Source organism: Streptomyces sp. NPDC006265 (assembly GCF_040613555.1).
Classification (GTDB): Bacteria; Actinomycetota; Actinomycetes; order Streptomycetales; family Streptomycetaceae; genus Streptomyces.
In genome coordinates this window covers 1-5,113 of sequence record NZ_JBEXSH010000673.1, presented here as the reverse complement: position 1 = coordinate 5,113, position 5,113 = coordinate 1, and the positions used below count along the sequence as shown (strand labels likewise).

5 protein-coding genes are annotated in these 5,113 nt (G+C 71.3%); 3 read left to right on the top strand and 2 right to left on the bottom strand.

Features of this window, described 5'->3' with window-relative positions; translation table 11 throughout:
• Positions 1 to 253: 253 nt before the first annotated feature.
• On the top strand, positions 254 to 1,216 hold the full coding sequence (locus ABZ281_RS37130; RefSeq protein WP_356662441.1) for a LysR family transcriptional regulator: 963 nt from the start codon (positions 254 to 256) through the stop codon (positions 1,214 to 1,216).
• Here ABZ281_RS37130 and ABZ281_RS37125 read toward each other — a convergent pair.
• Positions 1,188 to 1,700: a GNAT family N-acetyltransferase gene (locus ABZ281_RS37125; RefSeq protein ID WP_356662442.1), complete on the bottom strand. Its 513-nt coding sequence runs from the start codon at positions 1,698 to 1,700 to the stop codon at positions 1,188 to 1,190. The two genes, ABZ281_RS37130 and ABZ281_RS37125, sit on opposite strands and share 29 nt — an antisense overlap.
• Positions 1,701 to 1,711: 11 nt before the next feature.
• A complete protein-coding gene (gene mshD, locus ABZ281_RS37120) occupies positions 1,712 to 2,638 on the bottom strand; it encodes a mycothiol synthase (RefSeq protein ID WP_030848945.1) in 927 nt (308 codons plus the stop codon).
• Positions 2,639 to 2,795: 157 nt separating this feature from the next.
• Between mshD and ABZ281_RS37115 the strand changes: the two genes are divergently transcribed.
• Positions 2,796 to 4,619, top strand: a complete 1,824-nt coding sequence (locus ABZ281_RS37115) for a bifunctional metallophosphatase/5'-nucleotidase (RefSeq protein WP_356662440.1) — start codon at positions 2,796 to 2,798, stop codon at positions 4,617 to 4,619.
• A gap of 58 nt (positions 4,620 to 4,677) precedes the next feature.
• The coding region (locus tag ABZ281_RS37110; RefSeq protein ID WP_356662439.1) for a DUF2993 domain-containing protein at positions 4,678 to 5,113 on the top strand (436 nt) is incomplete at its 3' end.

Here is a 5,113-nt window from a genome sequence, read left to right as displayed (position 1 = left end):
GCTCGAGCAGGGGGTCCCCCACTCGCCGCACCGGTCGAAACCCCAAGTACGTCCAGTACGGGGGCTTCCGGCCGGCAGGCCGAGAGCACGTACCGGACGCCGCTCCTCAACGGGCGAACGTTGCCTGCCGCGGCACTGGCGCAAGCGCCCGGTGTACATCCAGTGGTTGTGCACCGGTCCGCAACAGGCCTCAAGAGACGAACATTTACCGGTCGCCCGACAACCACATGGTGTGCGGCTAGGCTGCCTCTCCGTGGACCTCAAAGCCGTACGCGCCTTCGTCGCGATCGCCGACTCCGGGCAGTTCCAGAAGGCCGCCGTGGACCTGGCCCTCACCCAGCAGGCCGTGTCCAAGCGGATCGCCGCGCTGGAGAAGGACCTCGGCGTGCGGCTGCTGGTCCGCACGCCGCGAGGCGCGGAACTCACCATCGACGGACAGGCCCTGCTGCCGCACGCCCGGGTCCTGCTCCGGGCCGAGGACCGGGCGACGGCCGCCGTCCGGCCCGGGGACCGGGCGCTGCGGGTCGACGTCGTGGGGCGCCGGGCCGCCACCGGCGGGCTGGTGCAGCACTTCCACCGGGCGCACCCGGAGATCGCGCTGGACGTCGTCACGCTGTTCGACGTGGAGACCGCCGTGACCGCCCTGCGGGACGGGGCCGTCGACGCCACCTTCCGTGCCGTCACCATGCCCGGACAGCGGCTCCCCGACGGCATCACGGCCACCCCGGTCCTCGACGAGCCGCTGCGGCTCTGCGTCGGCCCGGACCACCCCTTCGCCCGGGCCGACTCGGTGACGACAGCGCAGCTCGCCGGGCACCGCATCTGGATGCCGGGCAACGTGCCCGGGACCGAATGGCACGCCTACTACGAGGAACTCGCCGCGGCCTTCGGACCGGCCATCGACACCATCGGGCCCAACTTCGGCCTCGAAGCGCTCCTCGACACGATCGCGGGCTCCCCGACGGTGGCGACCTTCCTCAGCGAACGGACCCCGCACGTCTGGCCGGTCGCCCACGACCTGCGGCTCGTCCCGCTCGTGGACCCGGTCCCGGTCTACCCGCACGCGCTGCTCCGGCGCACGGACAATTCCCACCCCGGCCTGACGGCACTCCACGACCACCTGGTGGCCACCCGGCCGCGCCCCCCGCAGGGCGCGCTCTGGCGGCCGTCGTGGGCACAACTCCCGGCTACCCGACCCGCTTCTCCAGCAGCGTGAAGGACTTGGGCGGTCCGCCCGGCTGCGGCTTGCCCTCCTTGTGGCCCACGACCCGGTAACCGGCGTCCACGTAATAGGCGTTGAGCTGCGCGTTGCCCGCCAGGCAGTCCAGACGCATCCAGGTCCGCCCCGCCTCGGCCACGCGGCGTTCCGCGGCCGTCAGCAGTGCCCGCCCCGTCCCGGGCGCGGCGGCGGACCGGTCCACCATCAGCCGGTGCACGTACCCGGCCACCGGCGGCTGCGGGCCCCAGGCGTCCTCGTCCTCCCACCACAGCTCCCAGGCACCGGCCAGGCCCGTGCCGGTCTCCGCCAGCCAGACCTCGCCGTGCGCCATGACCCGGCGGAAGTGCTCCTCGTCCAGCTCCCCGGGCCGCCACTGCCCGGTGATGTCACGGGCCAGCATCCAGCGGGCGGCGTCGTCGCGGAGACGGACCAGGGCGGCGAGGTCGGACTCGGAGGCCGGGCGGACCCGCAGACCGGGCACGGTGGAAGAGCTCACGTCTCCGTCCGGTACATCAGGTCCACCTCGTGCGTGGTGAACCCCAGCCGCTCGTACACCGACACCGCCGCCTTGTTGTCGGCGTCGACGTACAGCATCGCCGTGGGCAGCCCGCGCCCCGCCAGATGCCGCAGCCCGATCGTGGTCAGGGACTTGCCGAGGCCGCCGCCCTGCGCGCCGGGGCCGACGCCGAGGACGTAGACCTCGCCCAGGCCCTCCTCGGCGTGCACCTTGGTCCAGTGGAAGCCCACGAGTTCGTCGCCGCGGAAGGCGAGGAAGAAGCCCTCGGGGTCGAACCACGGTTCGGCCTTGCGGTCGTCGAGGTCGCGCTGGGTGAGGGAGCCCTGCTCGGGGTGGTGGGCGAACGCGGCGGCGTTCACCGCGAGCCAGGCCGCGTCGTCCTTGCCGGGGACGAAGGTGCGGACCGTGACGCCCTCGGGGAGCACCGGCTCGGGTGCGTCGAAGTCGGTCAACGGCCGCCGCATCTGGCGCAGTTCACGGAACAGGGTCAGGCCGAGGACCTGCGCGAGATGCCGGGCGGCGGAGTGCCCGCCGTGCGCCCACACCCGCAGCCGCTTGCCGGAGGCCGCGAGCAGTGCCGAGCCGAGCGCCCGCCCGTGCCCGTGCCCGCGGTGCCCGGGGTGCACGACCAGCTCGGCGGCCGGCGGCTCCACCAGGTCCGTGTCCTCCAGCTGGGCATAACCGACAAGTTCCCCGCCCGCGGTCAGCAGCAGATGGGACACGCCCTCCCGCTCCCCGCCGCGCAACTGCAACCGGCCCTGTTCGGACACCGCCTGCTGCCCGTCGGTCCCGGCCGCCTCGTCGAGCAGTCCGAGTACGGCCTCGGTCTGCTCCGCGGAGAGCGCGGCGAGGGTCTCGATCGAGCGGGGGCGTCCGGGCCGTACGGTGTCGTCGCTGGTCATGCGTACGAGGGTACGGGGCACCACCGGCAAATCGTCGGCAAAGAAGAAACCAGGTCGTAACCACGAAAGGCCTGTCGCGCTACGCGCGTTGACTCTAGGCTGCGCCGGACGACATCACCGTCCGACCAGAACCGACAGCAGACCCACAGGGGGGCGTATGCCAGCCACTTCACCGGCGTCGGCGCACCAGGAGCGCCGCAGACGTCGTACGAACCGTTTCGTCGCTCTCACCGCCGGTGTCGTCACCGTCGGCGCGCTGGCCGCCGCGGCGCTGCCCGGTTCGGCCAGTGCCGGCGAGGAGCACCGCAAGGGCGGGTACGGACACGGCCGCTACCAGGACGTGCAGCTGCTGTCCTTCAACGACCTGCACGGCAACCTGGAGCCGCCCGCCGGTTCCTCCGGCCGGGTCACCGAGACGCAGCCCGACGGCACGACGAAGACCATCGACGCCGGTGGTGTCGAGTACCTCGCCACGCATCTGCGGCAGGCCCGCAAGGGCGAGAAGTACTCCATCACGGCGGCCGGCGGCGACATGGTCGGCGCCTCTCCGCTGATCTCCGGGCTGTTCCACGACGAGCCGACCATCGAGGCTCTGAACAAGCTCGACCTCGACGTCACCTCGGTGGGCAACCACGAGTTCGACGAGGGCGCCAAGGAGCTGGGCCGTCTGCAGAACGGCGGCTGCCACCCGAAGGACGGCTGCTACGCGGACAAGAGGTTCAAGGGCGCCGACTTCCCCTACCTGGCCGCCAACGTCCTCGACGAGAAGACGAAGAAGCCGATCCTCAAGCCCTACTGGGTGTGGAAGAAGCACGGCGTCAAGGTCGGCTTCATCGGCGTGACCCTGGAGGGCACCCCGGACATCGTCTCCGCCGAGGGCGTCAAGGGCCTGTCCTTCAAGGACGAGACCGAGACGATCAACAAGTACGCCAAGGTGCTGCAGAAGCAGGGCGTGAAGTCGATCGTCGCCCTCATCCACGAGGGCGGCTTCCCGGCGTCGGCGTCGTACAACTACGACTGCGACTCCCCGGGTGCGGGCGACGGCATCTCCGGCCCGATCGTCGACATCGCCAGGAACGTCACGCCGCAGGTGGACGCGCTGGTCACCGGTCACACCCACAACGCGTACGTGTGCAGCATCGCCGACCCGGCGGGCAAGCCCCGCATGGTCACCTCGGCCGCGTCCTTCGGCCGTCTCTACACCGACACCACGCTGACCTACGACCGCAGGACCGGCGACATCGCCCGTACGGCCGTGAAGTCGGCGAACCGCGTGGTCACCCGGGACGTCCCCAAGGCGCCCGACATGACCGAGCTGATCAGCAAGTGGAACACGCTGGCCGCGCCCATCGGCAACAAGCCGATCGGCTACATCTCCGGCGACATCGGCAACACCGGCACCGAGTCCCCGCTCGGCGACCTCATCGCCGACGCCCAGCTCGCCCACGGCAAGCAGCTCGACCCGGAGACCGACCTGGCGCTGATGAACCCGGGCGGTATCCGAGCCCCGCTGACCTACGCGGCCAAGGCCGGTGAGGGCGACGGTGTCGTCACCTACGCCGAGGGCTTCACGGTCCAGCCGTTCGCGAACACCGTGAACCTCCAGGACTTCACGGGCGCGCAGGTCATCCAGGCGCTCAAGGAGCAGGTGTCCGGCCCGAACGCGGCGGCCCCCAAGGTCCTCCAGGTCTCGTCCGGCCTGACCTACACGCTGGACCTCACCAAGTCCGGTGCCGACCGGGTGGTCACGGACAGCATCAGGCTGAACGGTGCGGCCATCGACCCGGCGGCCACCTACCGCGTCGCGACGAACAGCTTCCTCGCGGGCGGCGGCGACGGCTTCCCGACCCTCGGCCAGGGCGCGAACGACGTGGTCGGCAGCGACGACCTGGCGGCTCTGGAGCAGTACCTGACGGCCAACTCCTCGGCGTCGAACCCGATCGACCCGCCGAAGGCGGACCGCATCACCGTCGTGAAGTAAGTCGCATACCCGGGGTTCAGGTTGCGGGTGGGGGAGGTACGCATGATCGGATGGATCGATGCGTACCCCCCACCACCTAGATGCGCATCCCCGTCCGAACCCGTACGAGGAGCTCGCCGCCCTCGATGACGGGCCTCTGGAGGAGACCCCTCTGGATGAGTTCCTCACGGAGGAACGCGATGCGGGCGCCGAACGCGACGCGGGCGCCGAGGACGCCTGGGCCCCGCCGGACCACCGCCGCGGCGGCAAGCGGCGAAGGAAGAATCGTTTCGCTGGCTTGCCGCTCGCGGTGAAGGCGGTGGTCGGCCTGGCCGTCCTCGCCTCGTTCGCCGCGCTCGGCGACCGCTGGGCCGTGCTCTACGCCGAGCACCGGGCCGCCGACACCCTCAAGGACCGTCTCGACCTGGCCGCGGCGCCCGAGGTGGAGATCGGCGGCTTCCCCTTCCTCACCCAACTCGCCGACGAGCGCCTGGACTCCGTGAAGGTGACCGTCC